This is a genomic window from Methylacidiphilum sp. Yel (assembly GCF_004421185.1).
Classification (GTDB): domain Bacteria; phylum Verrucomicrobiota; class Verrucomicrobiia; order Methylacidiphilales; family Methylacidiphilaceae; genus Methylacidiphilum.
Window position 1 is genome coordinate 1 of the sequence record NZ_LXQB01000051.1, and the last position, 1,907, is coordinate 1,907.

At 45.6% G+C, this 1,907-nt stretch carries 1 protein-coding gene; it reads right to left on the bottom strand.

Annotated elements, in window-relative coordinates; genetic code table 11:
- Positions 1-175 precede the first annotated feature (175 nt).
- Complete coding sequence (locus tag A7Q09_RS07515) at positions 176-1,171, bottom strand: zinc-dependent alcohol dehydrogenase family protein (RefSeq protein WP_134390811.1); 996 nt, start codon at positions 1,169-1,171, stop codon at positions 176-178.
- Between the last annotated feature and the right edge of the window lie 736 nt (positions 1,172-1,907).

Consider the following 1,907-nt stretch of genomic DNA (forward strand, 5'->3'; position numbering starts at 1 on the left):
GAGGCCGATGAGAGTGTCAGGGTCTATCAAAACCTCAACACCCTCATCGGAGAGCTTGCCCTGGCTAAATCTGGTCAGTTATCTCCAGGAATCCCCTGCCTTTAGGCATGGGGAGGATGTCAATAGAAACAAAATGACGAGGGGTAAAATAAGTGGCATCTCAAGCCTTTCTCATCTAGACTTTCCAGTTAGGAATTAAGGCAAGGGCTCCTTGAACTTTTCCCTTTCTAAGTCGTTCAAGGGCTTCATTGGCTTCACTTAGAGGGAAGACTTCGACATGGGTTTGAATCTTAAATTTGGATGCGATTTTAAAAAATTCTTCACCGTCTTGTCTTGTGAGGTTAGCCACAGAAACTATTTGGCGTTCTCCCCATAAAATTTTGTATGGGAAAGAGGGGATATCAGTCATATAGATCCCTGCGCAGACAACTTTTCCCCCTTTTTCTACAGCTTGAAGGGCATGTGGAATTAAGGATCCAACGGGAGCAAAAATAATGGCGCCTTCAAGCAGAACGGGAGGAGGAGAAGTGGAATCACCTGACCATACGGCTCCCAGAGAAAGAGCGAATTGTTGACTGTCTTTATCTCCAGGCCTTGAAAAAGAATAAACGGCTATTCCTTGATAATTAGCGATTTGAATAAGGATATGGGCTGCAGCACCAAATCCATAGAAACCAATGCGTTCAGAATTTGCTAGATGTCTATAGGAGCGAAAACCAATTAAACCGGCGCAAAGCAAAGGAGCTGCTTCTTTGTCAGTATAAAGCGTTGGTATTGGATAGCAGAACCTCTCGTCTGCTTTCATCCATTCTGCATAGCCACCATCAAGCGTATAGCCGGTAAATTCGGGATGATCACAAAGATTTTCTTTTCCAGAGATACAAAACTTGCATTGCCCGCATGTCTTGCCTAGCCAAGGAACGCCAACTCTTTGACCTAAAGAAAACCTTTTGGCACCGGCTCCCAACTTCCTAACGATGCCAACCACTTCATGTCCTGGAACTAAGTTAGGTTTTGGATTTGGCAACTCTCCATCCACTACGTGTAAGTCTGTCCGGCAGATTCCACAAACAAGGACCTCCAAGAGTATTTCTCCAGGACCTGGATCGGGTATCGGAATATCCTTTAAGATCAAAGGAGCTTTTGGTTTTTCTAAGACCATTGCTTTCATTCAGTTGCGCGGGAGACCCTGGCATACATGCCTGGGAGGGATAGCGCGGCGGCGTAAGCCGCCCCAGTTCCCGCACCTCCTTTCTCCAATGCTATCTTGGTTCATGCGGGCACCTCCACGATCCATCAACCGTCCGCGCCCGCTTTTCTAAGCCCTAAGGGGCCTTGTAACGCGGGCATCTTTGCCCGTCTCCCTTCAGGGATGTCTGCAACTGGCTCACCCCTTGCGGTGTCGGTGAGAACCTTCGGGCCTTTGCCTTTGCTCAGCTTGATCCCCACCTTCCAGTGTCCGGGACTGAGGAAGCATCCCGGAGTGGGTCTTAACGACCTGTTGCAACCGTGGCGGACTGATTACCGCTTTCCCTGTTCAACCTAGCTTGCATTTACAAGCTCCGCCCTTTAGGGCGGGGTAGTTGACTTTTACAATCAACTCAATAGACTAATCTTTAATCAAGTTCTTTAGCTTATCAACTTCTTTCGATTACTGAGCTTTTTCTAGTAGCCTTTTTTATCTTCTTTTTTCTTCTATTTTTTTTATGATCAAAAGAGATAGAAAAGGGAAAAGGCTCCCTTCATTATTTTTAGAGTTGTGGAGGCATAAAGGTTGTTGAAATTTTACCATCCTTCGCCGTAATGCCCCTGCCTTCAGGCATGGGGATATAAGGCGATAAATTATAGCTATGTGTAGTATAATTATGTATGAACAGAAAAGAACAATTGAAATCCAATAAAAATAT

What these genes read in the sequence shown, in the direction of transcription:
- A7Q09_RS07515 (WP_134390811.1), bottom strand. Translation starts at nt 1,171, where the DNA reads ATGAAAGCAATGGTCTTAGAAAAACCAAAAGCTCCTTTGATCTTAAAG.